16 protein-coding genes and 5 tRNA genes are annotated in these 17,915 nt (G+C 46.8%); 4 read left to right on the forward strand and 17 right to left on the reverse strand.

The genetic code is table 11. The features are described 5' to 3' along the window. Nucleotides 1-10 precede the first annotated feature (10 nt). Both KJS94_RS08015 and thrC read left to right on the forward strand, forming a co-directional pair. Nucleotides 11-958 (forward strand): homoserine kinase, encoded by a 948-nt coding sequence (locus tag KJS94_RS08015; protein WP_214447736.1) that lies wholly within the window; start codon nucleotides 11-13, stop codon nucleotides 956-958. Between the two features lie 61 nt (nucleotides 959-1,019). After that, nucleotides 1,020-2,315 (forward strand): threonine synthase, encoded by a 1,296-nt coding sequence (thrC, locus tag KJS94_RS08020; RefSeq protein ID WP_214447735.1) that lies wholly within the window; start codon nucleotides 1,020-1,022, stop codon nucleotides 2,313-2,315. 55 nt (nucleotides 2,316-2,370) lie between these two features. Here the strand turns inward: thrC and KJS94_RS08025 are convergent, their stop codons facing one another. The 17 genes from KJS94_RS08025 to rpsU form a co-directional block, all read right to left on the reverse strand. After that, nucleotides 2,371-4,371 (reverse strand): S9 family peptidase, encoded by a 2,001-nt coding sequence (locus tag KJS94_RS08025; protein WP_214447734.1) that lies wholly within the window; start codon nucleotides 4,369-4,371, stop codon nucleotides 2,371-2,373. A gap of 228 nt (nucleotides 4,372-4,599) precedes the next feature. Then, complete coding sequence (gene rpoB, locus KJS94_RS08030) at nucleotides 4,600-8,403, reverse strand: DNA-directed RNA polymerase subunit beta (protein ID WP_214447733.1); 3,804 nt, start codon at nucleotides 8,401-8,403, stop codon at nucleotides 4,600-4,602. 277 nt (nucleotides 8,404-8,680) lie between these two features. Then, entirely contained in the window at nucleotides 8,681-9,055 is a 375-nt protein-coding gene (rplL, locus tag KJS94_RS08035) for a 50S ribosomal protein L7/L12 (RefSeq protein ID WP_214447732.1), read from the reverse strand. 108 nt (nucleotides 9,056-9,163) lie between these two features. Beyond that, nucleotides 9,164-9,703 (reverse strand): 50S ribosomal protein L10, encoded by a 540-nt coding sequence (gene rplJ, locus KJS94_RS08040; protein ID WP_214447731.1) that lies wholly within the window; start codon nucleotides 9,701-9,703, stop codon nucleotides 9,164-9,166. Between the two features lie 45 nt (nucleotides 9,704-9,748). Further along, nucleotides 9,749-10,441, reverse strand: a complete 693-nt coding sequence (gene rplA, locus KJS94_RS08045) for a 50S ribosomal protein L1 (RefSeq protein WP_214447730.1) — start codon at nucleotides 10,439-10,441, stop codon at nucleotides 9,749-9,751. A gap of 25 nt (nucleotides 10,442-10,466) precedes the next feature. After that, on the reverse strand, nucleotides 10,467-10,910 hold the full coding sequence (gene rplK / locus KJS94_RS08050; protein WP_214447729.1) for a 50S ribosomal protein L11: 444 nt from the start codon (nucleotides 10,908-10,910) through the stop codon (nucleotides 10,467-10,469). 262 nt (nucleotides 10,911-11,172) lie between these two features. Beyond that, nucleotides 11,173-11,736, reverse strand: coding sequence for a transcription termination/antitermination protein NusG (gene nusG / locus KJS94_RS08055; protein WP_214447728.1), 564 nt, complete (start codon nucleotides 11,734-11,736; stop codon nucleotides 11,173-11,175). Further along, on the reverse strand, nucleotides 11,736-11,930 hold the full coding sequence (gene secE / locus KJS94_RS08060) for a preprotein translocase subunit SecE (RefSeq protein WP_214447727.1): 195 nt from the start codon (nucleotides 11,928-11,930) through the stop codon (nucleotides 11,736-11,738). The genes nusG and secE overlap by 1 nt, the downstream gene beginning before the upstream one ends. A gap of 98 nt (nucleotides 11,931-12,028) precedes the next feature. After that, nucleotides 12,029-12,102, reverse strand: a tRNA-Trp gene (locus KJS94_RS08065). Between the two features lie 94 nt (nucleotides 12,103-12,196). Continuing rightward, nucleotides 12,197-13,384 carry an elongation factor Tu gene (gene tuf / locus KJS94_RS08070; RefSeq protein WP_214447726.1) on the reverse strand — a complete coding sequence of 396 codons (1,188 nt, stop codon included), beginning with the start codon at nucleotides 13,382-13,384 and terminating at the stop codon, nucleotides 12,197-12,199. 118 nt (nucleotides 13,385-13,502) lie between these two features. Next, nucleotides 13,503-13,574, reverse strand: a tRNA-Thr gene (locus KJS94_RS08075). An 82-nt stretch (nucleotides 13,575-13,656) separates the two neighbouring features. Then, nucleotides 13,657-13,729 (reverse strand) — tRNA-Gly (locus KJS94_RS08080). A gap of 199 nt (nucleotides 13,730-13,928) precedes the next feature. Beyond that, nucleotides 13,929-14,011 (reverse strand) — tRNA-Tyr (locus KJS94_RS08085). A 92-nt stretch (nucleotides 14,012-14,103) separates the two neighbouring features. Then, nucleotides 14,104-14,176: transfer RNA gene (locus tag KJS94_RS08090), tRNA-Thr, on the reverse strand. A gap of 213 nt (nucleotides 14,177-14,389) precedes the next feature. After that, nucleotides 14,390-14,689, reverse strand: a complete 300-nt coding sequence (hpf, locus tag KJS94_RS08095; protein ID WP_214447725.1) for a ribosome hibernation-promoting factor, HPF/YfiA family — start codon at nucleotides 14,687-14,689, stop codon at nucleotides 14,390-14,392. A gap of 181 nt (nucleotides 14,690-14,870) precedes the next feature. Beyond that, nucleotides 14,871-15,791 (reverse strand): tyrosine-type recombinase/integrase, encoded by a 921-nt coding sequence (locus KJS94_RS08100; protein WP_214447724.1) that lies wholly within the window; start codon nucleotides 15,789-15,791, stop codon nucleotides 14,871-14,873. Between the two features lie 77 nt (nucleotides 15,792-15,868). Continuing rightward, complete coding sequence (rpsU, locus tag KJS94_RS08105; RefSeq protein WP_214447723.1) at nucleotides 15,869-16,066, reverse strand: 30S ribosomal protein S21; 198 nt, start codon at nucleotides 16,064-16,066, stop codon at nucleotides 15,869-15,871. A 105-nt stretch (nucleotides 16,067-16,171) separates the two neighbouring features. Here rpsU and KJS94_RS08110 point away from each other — a divergent pair, with 105 nt between their 5' ends. Together KJS94_RS08110 and KJS94_RS08115 are read left to right on the forward strand one after the other, a co-directional pair. Further along, entirely contained in the window at nucleotides 16,172-16,768 is a 597-nt protein-coding gene (locus KJS94_RS08110; protein WP_214447722.1) for a riboflavin synthase, read from the forward strand. A gap of 26 nt (nucleotides 16,769-16,794) precedes the next feature. Next, entirely contained in the window at nucleotides 16,795-17,907 is a 1,113-nt protein-coding gene (locus KJS94_RS08115) for an acyltransferase family protein (protein WP_214447721.1), read from the forward strand. The last annotated feature ends 8 nt before the right edge of the window (nucleotides 17,908-17,915 follow it).

The following is a 17,915-nucleotide window of genomic DNA, read 5'->3' on the forward strand; positions in this document are numbered from 1 at the left end:
AACAACCATCATGAAAAATAGCAATCTCTACGATCAGGTGATCAGGGTAAACTGCCCGGCCACGGTAGCCAACCTGGTTTGTGGTTTTGATATACTGGGAATGGCATTGAATGCCCCCCAGGACACGATTGAAATGCGATTACTGGATAGAAGGGAGATCATCATCCGTCACAGTGATCACTATGACCTGCCAACCGAACCGGCCAGGAATGTGGCGGGCGCCGCATTAATTGACCTATTGGAAGAGGTGGAAGAACCGGTTGGCTTTGAGCTAACCATTCGCAAGCATATTAAACCAGGAAGTGGCTTAGGATCCAGCGCGGCAAGTTCCGCAGGTGCTGTTGTTGGTGCCAATCATTTACTGGGCAACAGGTTTAACAACAACGACCTGGTCAGATTTGCGATGGCTGGTGAAAAAGTCGCAACGGGAGTAAAACATGCCGACAATATCGCTCCCTGCATTATGGGAGGCGTAACCCTTATCAGGTCAATTTTCCCGTTGGATATTGTACAGTTGACCGCCCCACCGATGTATGTCACCGTCGTGCATCCACAGATCGAAGTCAAAACAGCTGATGCAAGGCAGATCCTGCGCAAGGAGGTCTTGCTCAAGAACGCGATCAAGCAATGGGGGAATATAGCAGGACTGGTAGCTGGTTTCCTGCAGAAAGATTATGACCTTATTGGCCGTTCACTGGAAGATGTGATCATTGAGCCAGTGAGGAGCATCCTTATCCCTGGTTTTGATGAAGTAAAGCAGGGATCAAGGAATCATGGAGCCCTTGGCGGGGGTATCAGTGGCTCAGGACCCTCTATCTTCATGATGAGCAAAGATGAAGCGGTCGCCCAAAAAGTTGAAGCCCTGATGAAAGAGACTTACACCCAATTGGGAATTGATTTCAAAACCTATATCACTACACTGAACGAAAAAGGCGCGACAGTTGAAGTCGTCGCCTAAACCCGTCGGATACCCTTTTGGGTAGGCCACCCGTTCCAGGAAGACCAACAAGCAGCAAGCAATGAAATACTATAGCTTAAAACACCAATCACCCGATGTGGATTTCAGGGAAGCAACCATATCAGGGCAGGCACCAGACGGAGGATTGTATTTCCCCAGGTCCGTCAACAGTCTAAATACGGACTTTATACATAACCTTAAGCACACCAGCGATGAAGCGATCTGTTATGAAGTGATCCGTCATTATGTAGGAACCTGCATTCCAGACCAGGTACTGAAGGATATTGTAGCAGAAACGATCGACTTCCCTATTCCTTTAACACAGGTCAATGACCATATATTCTCACTTGAACTATTCCACGGCCCAACTCTCGCCTTCAAGGATGTTGGTGCAAGGTTCATGAGCCGTTGCCTGGGATATTTCGCCCGTTCAACCAACCGGGAAGTAACCGTACTGGTGGCTACTTCCGGGGATACCGGGGGGGCAGTTGCCAGTGGCTTTGCCGGCGTTCCGGGGGTAAATGTGGTCATCCTCTATCCTTCCGGGAAGGTCAGTAAAGTGCAAGAGCAACAATTAACAACCTTCGGAGGAAATGTAAAGGCCCTTGAGGTCAAAGGCAATTTTGACGACTGCCAGCAAATGGTGAAGAAAGCCTTTCTCGATGAAGCATTGAAGGCCAAACTTTTCCTTACTTCTGCCAATTCCATAAATGTAGCCAGGTGGTTGCCGCAGCAATTCTACTATTTCCTGGCGCTCAAACAATGGAGGGAAGCGGCACCACCTGTCATTTGCGTCCCCAGCGGCAATTTCGGGAATATTTGTGCCGGTATGCTGGCGTTTCGTTCAGGCCTTCCTGTTAGTCATTTCATCGCCGCCTGTAATGCCAATGATACTGTCCCACATTTCATGCAAACAGGCAAATACGAAGCCAGAAAGGCTGTTGCCACCATTTCAAATGCTATGGATGTTGGTGACCCCAGTAATTTTATCAGGATCCTGGAATTATTCCATGATGCCAAGCCTGATTTACATGAAATTTTGACCAGTGTTAGTGTTACTGATGAAAAGACAAAGGAGGTGATCAGGCAGGTTTACCAGCAATATCAATACTTATTAGATCCCCATGGAGCTGTTGCCTATGCTGCATTAGATAGCTATCATTCAGAAAACCCGGAAAGGAAAGGTATTATCCTGGAAACCGCCCACCCTATCAAATTCCTTGATGTGGTAGAGCCCATCATTGGTTCCAACATCCCGGTTCCTGAAAGCATCCGGCATATCATGGATAAGCCCAGACACTCTACGGTGATCAGTAATCATTATGAAGCACTCCAACAAGAGTTGCTCCAGCTTTAAAGATAAGGGAAGGCTTCTTAGCCTTCCCTTTAACTTTTTCCAAAAATCATATTCCTCAAAAAGGTCTCGCAGTTGAATTTGGCTTAAGATGGGTATTGAACCAGTTGACATGGCGCTCAAACCTATCTTTAAGGTAACTGGGAACAGTAATACCATGGAACTGATTGGGGTAAATGATCAAACCAGTAGGTACCCCTACTGCCTTTAAGGCCTGGTACATCTGTTCAGCACCGGCTACAGGTACATTGAAATCACTCTCACTTGCCATAAAAAGTGTTGGCGTCTTGATCTTATCGGCTTTAAAGAAGGGATAAGATACCTTCATCCACTTCTCAGGGTTTTTCCAGGGATAACCCAGCTCCTTTTCATATTGTGTTACATACTGGTCACTTCCATAAAGACTAAGTTGCAAGGAACTACCAGCCCCGCTAACTGCTGCCTTAAACCTCGTATCGGTAGCAATGGTATAGTTTGTAGTGATACCACCATAACTCCAACCCGCCAGACCCATTTTCTGGGGATCTGCTATGCCTTTGGCAACAAGATGGTCTGCTGTTGCGATCACATCTACCACTTCCTTATTGCCCCAGTCTCCATAAATGGAACGGATATAATCTATGCCCCGTCCGCTGCTTCCCCTGTAATTCACAGCAGCTACAGCATATCCCGCTGAAGCATAGATCATCCTGGTCATATCAAATTCGTATTCATCTTGGGCAACAGGACCACCATGGATAAATATCATCAGTGGCAATTTCTGGCCATTGCTCAGGTTGGCTGGTTTGAAGAGTATCCCATTCACCATATTCCCATCCTTAGCTTTTGCGCTAAACCCTTCGGCTACTGGCAGGATCAGCGGTGCCAGGAATGAATCCTGGATATGGGTAAGCCTCCTGATTGAATTACCTTCCACTGCAAACAATTCGGTAGGAAGTGTTGGGGAACTTAGTGTGGTGATCCATGCGTTCTTTGCCATATTAGGCTCCAATTCCGCAAAGCTCTTCTCACCATCGGCAACCCTTGTCAGTTTACCACTGGCAATATCAAACGAGGCTACCAGGCACTGGCGATCGTCCTCCATAAGGGTAAACAAACTGTTGCCATCTTTCGCCCAGCGAAGATTCCTGACCGGCCTGTCAATTGCCTTGGTAACCAATTGCGGAGTCCCGCCCTCTACAGGTACCACGGCAGCATAATGATGGCCATACATGGTGAAGGGCTCATTGCTGCTGCTTTGCAGGTAGGCGATCTTTTTACCATCCGGGCTCCAAACGGGCCTTGCATCTTCTCCCTCCCAGGTTGTCAACTGCTTCATAGTAGCACCCGCCCTGGCTTCCATTATGAAGATATCCGCATTATCATTCCGGTCGGGATTGGCCGTACGGTTGCTTACAAAAGCGATCCATTTCCCATCCGGAGAGAAAACCGGCTGGCTCTCGTTATGAATACCCCTGGTAAGTGTATCCAGCTTTTTAGCCTCCAGGTCATACAAATAAAGATGGGTGGCAGAGCTATCGAGATAACCCTGGATATCCTGTTTGAAATGGTAGCGATCGATTACATAAGGCTTCCTGACCTTGGTACTGGCGGTATCAGCATAATCCGGATCGGCAATGGCCATCACCATTTTGGTGCCATCCGGACTCCATGCATAGTCCTCAATTCCCCCTTTTACATTAGTGATCTTACGAGCCTCCCCTCCCCTCCTGTCAAGAAGGTAAACCTGTCCATATTTCTCATCACCCCTTGAAGCGATAAAGGATATATACCTTCCGTCAGGACTGAATAAAGCATTCCCCTCATTTCCCGGGTCATAAGTTAGTTGCACTTGCTGCTTTCCGTCCCAGCTTACCATCCACAAATCCTTTGTGAATTTATCCTTTAATGAATCAGCGCTCCTGAGCTCGTAGATCACCCATTCCCCATCAGGTGACACCTGGGGCGAAGAAGGGGTTTGGAGCCTGTAAATATCGGCTGGTGACAGGGGACGTTTACTTTGCGCGTAACCGGCCATAAAAGTGGCCATAAAGCAGATGAGCAGGTTAAACTTTTTCATGCATTCAATTTACTCATTCCTGCAAAATCATGAATGCGTAACCGAAAAAAATACAGGAATAGTGCTTCATCGTTGAAATGAACACTTGAATGTTCATCCCTCCAGGTATACCCCAAAGGCTTTCAACTTCAGCAATACCCAATAAACAAAATCCAGTGGAATGGCCATAAAAAAAGCCATCAACAATAGTTGATGGCTTTGAAATGTTATGGTAGCTAACACCAATGATTAATCGAACTTGAGGTCCAGACCCAGACCACGCAATTCGTGTATCAATACGTTGAAGGATTCAGGAACACCCGGACGAGGGATGTTATCACCCTTAACGATTGCCTCATAGGTCTTGGCACGGCCAATGATATCATCAGACTTGATGGTAAGCAATTCCTGGAGAATACTGGAAGCACCGTAAGCTTCGAGCGCCCACACTTCCATTTCACCGAAACGCTGGCCACCGAACTGGGCCTTACCACCAAGCGGCTGCTGGGTAATGAGACTGTAAGGTCCGATAGAACGTGCGTGCATCTTATCATCAACCATGTGGTGCAGTTTGATCATGTAGATCACACCCACAGTAGCCTTCTGGTCAAAGCGGTCACCGGTTTCGCCATCATAGAGGTAAGTGTGGCCCATCATCGGGATACCAGCCTGCTTACAGAAATCAGCGATTTCCTCAGGAGTGGCACCATCAAAGATCGGGGTAGCGAACTTGATACCAAGGTTCAGTCCACACCATCCCAATACGGTCTCATAGATCTGGCCAAGGTTCATACGGCTAGGTACACCCAGTGGGTTAAGCACGATATCAACCGGCTGGCCATCTTCAGTGAACGGCATGTCTTCCGCACGAACGATCTTGGCAACGATACCCTTGTTACCGTGACGACCCGCCATCTTATCACCCACCTTCAGCTTACGCTTAACGGCCAGGTAAACCTTCGCCAGTTTCAGTACACCAGCAGGCAATTCATCACCGATAGAGATATTGAACTTCTCGCGCTTGTAGCGACCGAGTTCTTCGTTGTACTTGATACTATAGTTGTGCAGGAGGATATTGATCTGGTCATCAATCTTCTCATCGCCAGTCCAGCCCAGAGGATTAATGTTCAAGTAATCCAGTCCGGCAAGGTTCTTGGCAGTGAACTTAGCACCCTTTCCGATCAATACTTCACCAAAGTTATTGCTAACACCGGCAGAAGCCTTATCCTTCAACAGGATCTGGAGTTTGCTCAGCAATACTTCCATGAGGTCCTGTACATTCTTCTCGTGAACCTTTTCGATCTTCTCGAGGGCAGCCTTCTCACGCACCTTGGCATTCTTATCCTTCTTGGCACGCTGGAATAGCTTCTTGTCGATCACTACACCTTCTACACCATTCGGAGCCTTCAGGGATGCGTCCTTGGCATCACCAGCCTTATCACCGAAGATCGCACGGAGCAGCTTCTCTTCAGGGGTAGGATCACTTTCTCCCTTAGGAGTGATCTTACCGATCAGGATATCACCTTCCTTCACCTGGGCACCGATGCGGATGATACCGTGCTCATCGAGATCCTTGGTCGCTTCTTCAGAAACGTTCGGGATATCGGGAGTCAGTTCTTCCTCACCCAGTTTGGTATCCCTTACTTCCAGTTCATATTCAGAAATGTGAACCGAGGTAAAGAGGTCTTCACGTACCACCTTTTCATTGATTACGATGGCATCCTCGAAGTTGTAACCCTTCCAGGGCATGAAGGCCACCTTCAGGTTACGGCCCAGGGCGATCTCGCCATTCTGTACCGCATAACCTTCTGTAAGGAAGTCTCCTTCCTTCACACGCTGGCCACGCTTCACAGCAGGCTTTAGGGTGATGGAAGTTTCCTGGTTGGTCTTGATATATTTTGTGAGCTTGTAGATCTTCAAGTCGTCCTCGAAGCTTACCAGCCTTTGCTCATCATTGCGTTCATAGCGAATGTGGATCTCGTTACCATCTACGTATTCAACCACACCCTCACCTTCTGAAAGGATCTGTACGCGGGAGTCGCGGGCAGCTTTTCCTTCCAGACCGGTACCAACGATAGGCACCTGGGGACGGATCAGCGGTACAGCCTGACGTTGCATGTTTGATCCCATCAGGGCACGGTTGGCATCGTCATGCTCCAGGAACGGAATCAGGGAAGCACTCAAACCAACGATCTGGTTCGGGGCAACGTCCATGAACTCCACTTCTGACTTATCGAGGATCGGGAAGTCACCAGTCTCACGGCTTACCACACGCTCTTCCTTGAACTCACCATTTTCGTTTAATGGGGAGTTGGCCTGGGCGATCTTGGCCGTATCCTCTTCTTCAGCACTCAGGAAGGTCAGCTCCTTCATGTTAACCTTACCATTCTCAACCTTACGGTAAGGAGTCTCAATGAAGCCCATCTCGTTGATCTTCGCATGTACGCAAAGGGTAGAGATCAGACCGATGTTTGGTCCTTCAGGGGTTTCAATGGTACACAGACGACCGTAGTGGGAATAGTGTACGTCACGTACTTCGAAGCCAGCACGCTCGCGACTCAAACCACCGGGACCCAGGGCAGAGATACGACGCTTGTGCGTGATCTCGGACAAGGGGTTGGTTTGATCCAGGAACTGTGACAACTGTGATGTTCCAAAGAAGGAATTGATCACGGAAGAAAGCGTCCTGGCATTGATCAGGTCTACAGGCGTAAACACTTCATTATCGCGAACGTTCATACGCTCACGGATGGTACGGGCCATACGGGCCAGACCAACACCAAATTGTGCATACAGCTGCTCACCAACTGTACGTACACGACGGTTGCTCAGGTGATCGATATCATCGATCTCAGCCTTAGCATTGGTCAGGCGTACCAGGTATTTGATGATTTCAATGATATCCTCCTTGGTCAACACTTTATGGTCAAGGGGATAATTCAGGTTCAATTTGCGGTTGATCTTGTAACGACCAACTTCGCCAAGGTCATAACGCTTATCGCTGAAGAACAGCTTATCGATGATACCACGGGCTGTTTCATCATCCGGGGCATCAGCACCGCGCAACTGGCGATAAATATGCTGAACGGCTTCCAGTTCGCTGTTGGAGGTATCCTTGTTCAGGGTGTTATAGATAATAGCATAGTCGCCACCAACATCTTCACGCTGCAGGAAGACGCTCTTCACATCCATGTCCACGATCATTTCGATCGCTTCTTCGTCAAGGATGGTATCGCGTTCCAATACAACTTCATTACGCTCGATGGACACTACTTCACCAGTATCTTCATCAACGAAGTCCTCTACCCATGTACGCAATACGCGGGCAGCGAGTTTCTTACCCAGGTATTTTTCGAGGGCCTTCTTCTCCCCTTTCACTTCATCGGCCATACCGAAGAGTTCCAGGATATCCTTATCCGTTTCGAAGCCGATTGAGCGCAGAAGGGTAGTTACAGGGAACTTCTTCTTACGATCGATGTAGGCATACATCACGTTGTTGATATCGGTAGCAAATTCCATCCAGGCACCCTTGAATGGGATCACCCTTGCAGAGTAGATCTTGGTACCATTGGGGTGGATAGACTGGCCGAAGAAAACGCCGGGAGAACGGTGCAACTGTGATACCACCACACGCTCAGCACCATTGATCACGAATGTACCACGGGGGGTCATATAAGGGATGTTCCCCAGGAATACATCCTGAACGATGGTCTGGAAGTCAACGTGCTCCTCGTCATTACAACTCAGGCGCAACTTTGCTTTCAGGGGAACGGCATATGTAAGGCCGCGCTCCATACACTCTTCAATGGTGTAACGGGGCGGGTCAATAAAATAATCCAGGAATTCCAACACGAATATGTTCCTGGTATCGGTGATCGGGAAGTTCTCCTTGAACACCTTGAACAGTCCTTCGTTGTTGCGCTTGTCTGGAGTGGTTTCTAACTGGAAGAAGTCTTTAAACGATTGAATCTGCACTTCTAGCAGGTCAGGAGCTTCAGCGAGGTGCTTGATCTTACCGAAGTTGATCCTGTTGTTCAGTTTAGTTGAAGACATATGTATTATAAACCGGTTTTAAAAGCTTTTAATGAATCGTCGACAGAATACAATCCGAGGAGAACCGAAGTTCTCAGTGCACTGATTAATAGGAAGTTACAATAAAATGGCCATTTTGCAACTCCCAAAGCTAATTAGCCGAACATTAAAACGGAGGGCAAAGTTAATGAATTCGGGGGAAAGAATGAAAAAAATTGCTTTTCAGGCCTTACCAGGCTAATGGGCATAAAAAATGGCCGGCATTGCCGGCCACTTTTTATGATTTGGACTGGTTGGATTAGTTGATTTCAACTTCAGCACCAGCTTCTTTCAGCTTGTTAGCGATATCTTCAGCTTCTGCCTTAGAAACGCCTTCCTTAACAGCCTTAGGAGCACCGTCTACCAGTTCCTTGGCTTCTTTCAGACCGAGGCCAGTCAGGTCTTTTACAACCTTAACTACATTCAGTTTAGAAGCACCACCGTTCTTCAGGATTACGTTGAAGGAAGTCTTCTCTTCAGCAGCGGCTGCGCCACCACCACCATCAGCAGCTACTACTACTGCAGCAGCAGCAGGTTCGATACCGTACTCATTCTTTAATACATCAGCCAGTTCCTGTACTTCTTTTACAGTCAGGCCTACCAGTTGTTCAGCTAAAGCTTTAACGTCTGCCATTTGTTTTAAAATTTTTACCGTCTTCACAGCCTGTTGCTCCGACGGCGGGTTTAAAAAAATTCTAAATCTACACCCCTTCAGGCAGGGGAATATTATTGAGGAAGGTAATTACTCAGCGGGAGCTGCTTCAACAGGAGCAGCGGCCTCAGCACCACCTTCATTCTTTGCTTTTTCCAACAAAGCAGCGAGTACGCGCTTGGCAGGAGATTGCAACAGACCGATAACTTCGCCAATAAGCTCGTTCTTGGTCTTGATCTTGGTGAGGGCCTTCAGTTGGTCATCGCCTACGTAAATATCGCCATTGATGAAAGCTGCCTTCAGGACAGGACGCTCACCCTTGCTTTCGGTACGGAAAGAAGAGATGATCAGGGCGGGATCCTTGGGGCTTTCGCTGAACATCAGGGCCGTTACATTATTCAGGGCTTCGAATACACCGCTGTACTTTTCGGCATCCAGGGATTCCAGGGCCTTCTTGATCAGGGTGTTCTTGGCAACCTTCATTTCAACCTGCTTATCGAAGCAGTGACGACGCAGTTTGCTAACCTGTTCAACGCTCAGGCTCTCTGTGTCGGTGATATAGAAGTTGTTATATTGAGAGAACTTGCTTTTCAGCAGCTCAATCACTTCTTGTTTTTGTTCTTTAGTCATACCGCAAATATTTTATTCTGCCTATTACAGGAGAACGGTTAGTAATTAGTGGATGAAAGATTTGGTGTCAACAGTGATACCAGGGCTCATGGTGCTGGCCATGCTAATGCCTTTCAGGTAAGTACCTTTAGCAGTAGCGGGCTTCAGCTTCAGGATAGCGTTGATCAGTTCCTGGCTGTTTTCAGCGATCTTTTCAGGACCGAAGCTAACGCGGCCGATAGAAGCATGTACGATACCTGCTTTATCCACTTTAAACGCGATCTTACCGCCTTTTACTTCGTTTACTGCAGCAGCAACATCATTGGTAACTGTACCGGTCTTAGGGTTGGGCATCAGGTTACGGGGACCCAGCACCTTACCCAGTTTACCGATCTTAGGCATTACGGCAGGGGTAGCGATGATTACATCGATATCTGTCCAGCCACCTTCGATCTTTTGGATGAACTCATCCAGACCTACGTGGTCAGCACCAGCTGCTTTTGCATCATTCTCCTTGTCAGGTGTACAAAGAACCAGTACGCGCTTGGTCTTACCGGTGCCATGGGGCAGGGTTACCGTACCGCGAACTGCCTGGTCAGCCTTCTTGGGGTCAACGCCCAGACGGATGTGAAGGTCAACAGAAGCATCAAACTTGGTAGTATTAACTTCTTTCACCAGTGAAGAAGCTTCTTTCAGTGTATAGATTTTATTGGAATCAACCTTAGCATTAACTGCTTTTCTTTTCTTAGTGATAGCCATTGCTCAATTTTTTTGTGTTAACCAATTAGTTTTCCCATGGAGCAACACCATCAACGGTGATACCCATGCTACGTGCGGTACCGGCTACCATCTTCATGGCACTCTCAACGGTAAAGCAGTTTAGGTCAGCCATTTTATCTTTTGCAATTGCTTCAACCTGGGCCCAGGATACCTTACCCACCTTGCTACGGTTAGGCTCCTTTGAACCACTCTGCAGTTTAGCAGCTTCCAATAACTGAACAGAAGCGGGAGCAGTTTTGATAACGAAGTCGAAAGACTTGTCAGAATAAACTGTGATCAATACGGGGAGAACCTTTCCCATTTTGTCCTGAGTACGAGCATTGAACTGCTTACAGAACTCCATAATGTTAAGACCCTTAGAACCAAGGGCTGGACCAATGGGGGGTGCAGGGTTGGCTTGACCGCCTTTACACTGCAACTTCACGAAACCAGTGATTTCTTTTGCCATTTTAAAAAAGTTTTTTGGTGATAGCGTCCGCCTCTTTAAGGGGGCGAACTCCCAAAGCCTATCCTATGGAAAGAACTTTTATTTGGGGACGCAAAACTATGATAATTTTCTTATACAGGAAAGTTTTCCAAAGGGAATTTGGGAAAGAGATTATACATTCCGACTATATAATTGGAAATGAGAAAGTTAATGGCGCCGCACACCCTACTCTCCATAATACAGGATGATAAAAAAAGCCACCCGTAGGTGGCTTTCCCTATTTTTAGGATAATTTCTCGACTTGCATGTAATTGAGTTCAACCGGGGTGGATCGGCCAAATATCTTAACGGTAACCTTGAGCTTCTTCTTCTCATCATTCACCTCTTCAATGATGCCATTGAAATCGTTGAAAGGTCCCTCGATGATCTTGATGGTTTCGCCAACAATGAAAGGTTCACTCATGCTCATACCACCAGCCTCGGACATTTCGTCCATCTTGCCAAGCATCTTGTTCACCTCAGCCTTGCGCAGTGCGATGGGATGGTCCTTTCCAAGGAAGTGGATAACGTTACTGGTATTCTTGATCGTATCCTTAAGATCGTCACCCAATTTACCTTCCACGATCTCGATCATCACATAGCCGGGATAATAGTTACGCTCCCGCATAACCTTCTTGCCATTCTGCACCTTGTATACTTTCTCCACGGGAAGGAATACCTGCTTTACCACTTCACTCCAGCCACCGCGGGAGATCTCCTTGTCAAGATATTCCTTAACCTTACGTTCTTTGCCGCTTACCACCCGCAGCACGTACCACTTGGTCTCTTGTTGATTGGTCGTTTCCATTATGCAAAGAATGAATAGATAAATTTCAATAAGGAATTAGAGGCAAAATCCATCAGCCAAACCACCAGGGTGATCAGGAGGGTGGCTACCAATACGATAATGGTAGACTGTTGCAACTGGGCCCAGGTAGGCCAGGTCACCTTCTCGATCAGCTCCTTATATGACTCGCTGAAATACGTTGTAATCTTGTTCATGATACCAGATTAGGTTATTTACAATCATTTACAGAAACGAAAGAACTCAATAAGCCAGCGACTTATTGAGCCCTCGAAAATAATCATTTCTTGTCAACTGGCACGGGCAACAGGATTCGAACCCGTATCAACGGTTTTGGAGACCGCTATTCTACCATTGAACTATGCCCGTAAAAAAGCCATTAGCGATTCCGCAACAGCCGCTAGCAAATGTACAAACTAAAGGCTAATCGCTAACGCTAATGGCTTCTATAATGAAGTACAGATTACTTCAGGATTTCGGTAACCTGACCGGCACCTACTGTACGACCACCTTCGCGGATCGCGAACTTCAGACCTTTTTCCATAGCGATAGGCTGGATCAAGGTAACTTTTAGGTTGGTGTTATCGCCAGGCATCACCATTTCAGTTCCTTCAGGCAGGGTACACTCACCAGTTACGTCCGTTGTACGGAAGTAGAACTGAGGACGGTACTTGTTGAAGAATGGGGTGTGACGACCACCTTCTTCCTTGCTCAGTACGTATACTTCACCCCTGAATTCAGTGTGAGGAGTAATAGAACCGGGCTTACAAATAACCATACCACGACGGATATCTTTCTTTTCAATACCGCGGAGCAGCAGACCTGCGTTGTCACCAGCTTCACCTTCATCCAACAGCTTCTTGAACATCTCAACGCCGGTTACAGTAGAGGTCATAGGAGTTGGCATCAAACCAACGATTTCCACACCTTCACCCACTTTGATACGGCCACGCTCGATACGACCGGTAGCAACGGTACCACGACCAGTGATAGAGAATACGTCTTCAACAGACATCAGGAACGGCATGTCAACCGGACGGGGAGGCAGCGGGATGTAGCTGTCAACAGCATCCATCAGTTCTTCAACTGCTTTAACCCACTTATCTTCACCAGCCAGGGCACCAGTAGCAGAACCCTTGATGATCGGAGTGTTGTCACCGTCGAAGCCATAAGAGCTCAACAGGTCACGGATTTCCATTTCAACCAGTTCCAACAGTTCAGCGTCGTCAACCAGGTCTACTTTGTTCATGAACACAACGATCTTGGGTACACCTACCTGGCGAGCCAGCAGGATGTGTTCTTTAGTTTGAGGCATCGGACCATCTGTAGCAGCCACAACCAGGATAGCACCGTCCATCTGAGCAGCACCGGTAATCATGTTCTTCACATAGTCAGCGTGACCAGGACAGTCAACGTGAGCGTAGTGACGGCTAGCTGTCTGATATTCAACGTGTGCAGTATTGATGGTGATACCACGCTCTTTTTCTTCAGGAGCGCCATCAATTTCATCATACTTCTTAGCCTGCGCCAAACCCTTCTGAGAAAGAATGGTAGTGATAGCGGCAGTCAAGGTGGTTTTACCGTGGTCAACGTGGCCAATAGTACCTACGTTAACGTGGGGTTTTTCCCTCTTAAAGGTCTCTTTTGCCATTTTATTTGTTTTTAAGTTGTGGTTTAAAACTGGAAACCCCTGAGGGCTTCATTTTTATTATCTGTCATGAAAACCGTGGTCTTCATGCATTTCACTAATCCACCGGATCAAAAGCTAGAGCCGTTGATGAGAATTGAACTCACGACCTCTTCCTTACCAAGGAAGTGCTCTACCACTGAGCTACAACGGCAAAATTAAACAGGGTTTGAATATTGAGCCGGGCACTGGGGTACCTCCTTCCCCGGAGCACAAAACCCAAACCCTGCCAGCTGAGCGGAAGACGAGTCTCGAACTCGCAACCTATAGCTTGGAAGGCTATCGCTCTACCAATTGAGCTACTTCCGCGTACATCCGCCAAAGCCCTGGCGACAACCAATGACCAACTTTGCGTTTGGTTACCGGGTTGCCATTATACTTAGGCGGTTAATTTCCCATTTCGGGATCCAAAGAACTTGTTGCTAAATGGCCTAACTGAACACCAGTTTCAGCATAGATACCCATTCAAGCAAACAACCCGCCAGTAATTACACTGCGGCGGGCGTTGTGGGCAGGAGAGGATTCGAACCTCTGAAGTCGAAAGACAGCGGATTTACAGTCCGCCCCATTTGGCCGCTCTGGAACCTGCCCAAAATCTTGAAACTGGAAATTGGAATTTTTGGAATTGGCTTTCCGCAATGCAATTTCAAAATTTCACAATTTCAAAATTTCGCAATTTCACGAGCCACTTGTCGGAATCGAACCAACGACCTACTGATTACAAATCAGTTGCTCTACCAGCTGAGCTAAAGTGGCGTTTTATGTTGAAGAACTAATCCCCGTTTTTCGTTGGGATGGCAAAGGTAAAAGAATTACGGAAATACAAAAATTTTGAAAAGATTTTTTTTAAAAAAAGAGTCGAATCTTTTCCAGAGGGCAGTTTTCAAGGGTTTCACCTGAGCATAACCCTTAATGTGATGGAAGTATAGGGACAAAAAAAAGACCTCCGGAGAGGTCTTTCAGCCTTTATCAGGCAGCTTGTTTTTCTTTTTTTCTTTTTATCTGGTTGACTAAAGAATCCAGCGCACTATCAAAAGATTCCTCAAATGATTTTGAACTGGCCTTAACGAAGAAATCATGCTTGGGAACATGCACCCTTATCTCCGCTACCTTGTCCTTGATTGTATGCACCACATTATCGAGTTTCAAAAAAACATCTACTTTGATGATCCGGTCGTGAAATGTGTTCAACTTCTGAATCCTGTTGGTAACATACTCCACCAATTTTACGTCGGCATCAAAGTGCACAGTCTGAATGTTAACGTTCATAGCAATCACGTTTTTAACAGTGAACAATAAATAAAGAGCTTAAAATGTATACATTCATTTCATAGGCTATTTTGTTTGTGTTGATATGAAGATAACGAAATAGAAGTCATTTTCCAAGACCGCCCATGGATTTCTTTTGACTTTCACAAGCCATTCACATGCAATGATTTATAGTAATTTATCAACCCTTCGGATGGGCTTTCTTATGGATTTCCTTGAGCTGCCCTATGGTGGTATGGGTATAGACCTGGGTTGCAGCCAGACTGGCGTGTCCCAACAGCTCTTTTACGGCATTAAGGTCTGCTCCATTGTTCATCAAATGCGTGGCAAAACTATGCCTTAAGACGTGTGGACTCCGCTTACTCAGGGTGGTCACCTCCTTAAGGTGTTCATTCACGATCCGGTATACATATTTGGGGTAGAGCTTTTTGCCCTTATCCGTTACCAGCAAGTATTCCCTATCGGGCGATGCTATGGTTGTCCGTTTTTCCGATACATAGTCCCTGATCGAATTAAGGAGATCTGGTCCTATCGGAATAATCCTTTCCTTATTGCCCTTTCCCAGGATCTTTAAACTGGACCCATAACCATTGATATGCGATTCCTTTAGGTTGACCAACTCGCTCAGGCGCATCCCCGTTTGGTACAAGAGGGCAATAATGAGGTTGGCCGTGAATCCCTTCCAACCCTCCCCTATCTCAGTATCTTTTAGAAGCCTTTCGGATTGTTTTTCATCAACAAATACCGGCAGTCGCTTATTCACCCTGGGGGCTACCACATTGACCAGCGGGGTTGAAGTAACCACCCCACGCTTCAGCAGGTACTTATAAAATGATTTCAGTGTAGACAATTTCCGATTAAGCGTCCTTGGAGAGGCAGGAACCGGGGCACTCCTCAGGTCGGCCAGCCAGGTCCTGACCATGACAGCTGCCACTTCCCTTGGATCAATCCTGCCATATGCCCCCTTTTGGGGGTCTGCAAGAAATGCAAAGAACTGGGCCAGGTCGTCCTCATATGCCCTCACCGTATGGTCAGAGTAGCGCTTCTCGAAACGCAGGTAGGCAATGAATTCATTAACCAGGGTGTCTGTTGGTATAGGCATAAAAAAGGATAGCAACAAAGCTAATGCTTTGCTGCTATCCTATACACTATGATTTAGCAGATTAAGCTGCCGGAAAATTATCCTTCAATCTTACCGCTGGCAATCTGTTGCTTGTAGACTGCTTTCAACACTTCAGCACGACGCTTAACGGAAGGCTTGGTGAATGATTGACGCTCCCTAAGTTGGATCAGGATCTTGGCTTTCTCAAACTTCTTTTTGTACTTCTTGAGGGCCTTGTCAATATTTTCGCAATCTTTTGAATCGATGATCAGCATGGTTATATACCTCCTTTGGTAAATTTTGGAGGGCAAAGATAGGATTATTGCCGAAATCACCAAAAGCTTTTTCAATTTGGCTTGCCTTTCCATTAAATTGCAAGCATGTTTACAGGCATAATTGAGTCCCTGGGCACCATTGCTGCCCTTGAAACCAGCGGGACCAACAAGATATTCTGGGTCAGCTCCCCCATTTCCCACGAATTAAAAATTGACCAGAGTGTGGCCCACAACGGGGTTTGTCTCACAGTGGACGCCCTGAAGGATGGTCAACACCGGGTGACCGCAATTGCAGAGACCCTGGAAAAGACCAATTTGGGCGAGCTGCAACCTGGAGACCTTCTCAACCTGGAGAGGTGCATGGTCATGAACGGAAGGATCGATGGCCATATCGTTCAAGGACATGTTGACGGGACAGGAACCTGTACAGGGGTAAAAGACCTTGACGGAAGCTGGGAATACCGTTTTTCCATTGACCCCCAATTCGCCCCACTGATCATTGAGAAGGGGTCGATCTGTATAAATGGGACAAGCCTTACCCTATTTAATGTAACTACAGACAGCTTCTCGGTGGCCATCATTCCCTACACTTACGAACATACCAATATCAACCAATTGGTACCGGGCTCAAAAGTGAACCTCGAGTTTGACATGATTGGGAAATATGTGAACAGGCTTAGGAGCCTCTCCACCGGCACCTGACCCCTAATAAATTTCATATCCAAGCCGTGAATAAAATTCCAGCCCTTGATGGTTGCAGAGGTCTCGCCATACTACTGGTACTTGGCCACCATTTTTTCGGGCAATACTTCCCTTTTGATGCCGGCTGGACAGGAGTTGACCTGTTTTTTGTATTATCAGGGTTCCTGATCACCTCGATCCTGGATAATATGGATTGGAACAGGAGTAACTTGCTGCGCTTTTACAGGAACAGGGCACTCCGCATCCTCCCCCTTTATTTCCTGCTTTTGAGCGCGTTCTTTTTATGGGTATTCTTCGCCAAACACTCCACGGTTCTGCCAGGCCTCCAGTATTTCAAGGAACATTTGCCATCCTATTTCCTGTTAACAGCCAACTGGCCGATGCTTAGGAACAGCTACCCTCCCCTTCCCCACCTGAATCACCTATGGACAATCTCCATTGAGGCCCAGTTTTACCTGGCCTGGCCATTCTTTGTTCACCTGCTTGGCAAATACCCGTCAAAAAGAATTCCCCTTCTCCTTTTCAGTGTCATAATGGTCATTCTCTTCCGGGGATTCATGCATTCACAATACCACAAACCAACAGGGTCTGAAAACTTCTTTAACACCTTCTCAAGACTAGACTGTTTCCTGCTCGGTACAATGGCCTATTATTTAGGCAGGTGCACAAAAAGCGATCAAACAATTTTGACAAGTGGGGCAGGGCTGGCAGGGCTAATCCTGGGAACATACTGGTGGTGGAATAAAGGCTTCTATAAGGAAACCCCTTTTATGGAAACAACTGGCTTCTCATTGGTAGCCATAATATATGCCTACCTTATTTATTCAACCAGCAAATCCAGTGGCAATTTTATAGGAAGGGTCATGCAACAGCAATGGCTGACTATTCCAGGCAAATATTCTTATGGGATATACCTATTCCATTGGCTTCTTTTCCAAAGCTTTCAAATCCCGGCTTACAGGGCATTTGCGCATTTAAAGTTACCGGCGGAATACCATGACCTGGCCATTGGCGTATTTTTCACCTTTTTGAGTTTTGCTGCCAGCTACTTATCTTTTCACTGTTTCGAAAAGTATTTCCTTTCAAAAAAGCTACCCTATATTAAGAATGGTTTAAGTCCTGATACATACCCCATTTAAAATAAGCC

The organism is Flavihumibacter rivuli, from assembly GCF_018595685.2.
In the GTDB taxonomy this organism is placed as follows: domain Bacteria; phylum Bacteroidota; class Bacteroidia; order Chitinophagales; family Chitinophagaceae; genus Flavihumibacter; species Flavihumibacter rivuli.

Coding starts and splice junctions, on each gene's coding strand:
- KJS94_RS08015 (WP_214447736.1), top strand. CDS start 11: ATGAAAAATAGCAATCTCTACGATCAGGTGATCAGGGTAAACTGCCCG.
- thrC (WP_214447735.1), top strand. CDS start 1,020: ATGAAATACTATAGCTTAAAACACCAATCACCCGATGTGGATTTCAGG.
- KJS94_RS08025 (WP_214447734.1), bottom strand. CDS start 4,371: ATGAAAAAGTTTAACCTGCTCATCTGCTTTATGGCCACTTTTATGGCC.
- rpoB (WP_214447733.1), bottom strand. CDS start 8,403: ATGTCTTCAACTAAACTGAACAACAGGATCAACTTCGGTAAGATCAAG.
- rplL (WP_214447732.1), bottom strand. CDS start 9,055: ATGGCAGACGTTAAAGCTTTAGCTGAACAACTGGTAGGCCTGACTGTA.
- rplJ (WP_214447731.1), bottom strand. CDS start 9,703: ATGACTAAAGAACAAAAACAAGAAGTGATTGAGCTGCTGAAAAGCAAG.
- rplA (WP_214447730.1), bottom strand. CDS start 10,441: ATGGCTATCACTAAGAAAAGAAAAGCAGTTAATGCTAAGGTTGATTCC.
- rplK (WP_214447729.1), bottom strand. CDS start 10,910: ATGGCAAAAGAAATCACTGGTTTCGTGAAGTTGCAGTGTAAAGGCGGT.
- nusG (WP_214447728.1), bottom strand. CDS start 11,736: ATGGAAACGACCAATCAACAAGAGACCAAGTGGTACGTGCTGCGGGTG.
- secE (WP_214447727.1), bottom strand. CDS start 11,930: ATGAACAAGATTACAACGTATTTCAGCGAGTCATATAAGGAGCTGATC.
- tuf (WP_214447726.1), bottom strand. CDS start 13,384: ATGGCAAAAGAGACCTTTAAGAGGGAAAAACCCCACGTTAACGTAGGT.
- hpf (WP_214447725.1), bottom strand. CDS start 14,689: ATGAACGTTAACATTCAGACTGTGCACTTTGATGCCGACGTAAAATTG.
- KJS94_RS08100 (WP_214447724.1), bottom strand. CDS start 15,791: ATGCCTATACCAACAGACACCCTGGTTAATGAATTCATTGCCTACCTG.
- rpsU (WP_214447723.1), bottom strand. CDS start 16,066: ATGCTGATCATCGATTCAAAAGATTGCGAAAATATTGACAAGGCCCTC.
- KJS94_RS08110 (WP_214447722.1), top strand. CDS start 16,172: ATGTTTACAGGCATAATTGAGTCCCTGGGCACCATTGCTGCCCTTGAA.